We start from the raw sequence: 428 nt of genomic DNA, 5'->3' as shown, positions 1-428 counted from the left end.
CGCAGGCACAGCGCGAAGCTGCGCGCGAGCGATTCCGGTGTGCGTGATTTCTGGTCGACGATGCCTTGCACACCTTCACCGGCAAACAGCGTCACGGTCGAGGCATTGGGCGCAAAGCCGCGCTCCACCGCCAGCGAGTCCCAGGCGCTGTCCTGCGCCTCGGCAAAACAGAAACTGTATTTGCCCGGTGTGCCCAGCGTGGCCCGGTCCAGCTCGCCGGGGCGCCCGCCGCCGATGTTGCGGATCACCAGTTGCAGCGCCCGCCCGATGGCGGCGTTGGCGCGATTGCCCTGACCCAGCGCGTTGACCCCGGAATTCATGCCGACCGCCTTCGCCAGCGGCCCGTTGACGATCACGACCGGCGTGCAAAACATGGTGGTGCACAGCACACCGTGCATGCCGAATTCATCGATCAACGCGGCCTCGAC

The 428-nt window shown here is 66.6% G+C and carries 1 pseudogene; it reads right to left on the bottom strand.

The features are described 5' to 3' along the window. Nucleotides 1-428: pseudogene (locus tag B3V69_RS12675) on the bottom strand (hypothetical protein); the annotation flags it as partial.

It is taken from the genome of Rhodoferax sp. UBA5149, assembly GCF_002413825.1.
GTDB lineage: Bacteria > Pseudomonadota > Gammaproteobacteria > Burkholderiales > Burkholderiaceae_C > Rhodoferax.
Note: the sequence above shows the minus strand (reverse complement) of the source record. Positions and strands in the feature narration are given on the sequence as shown.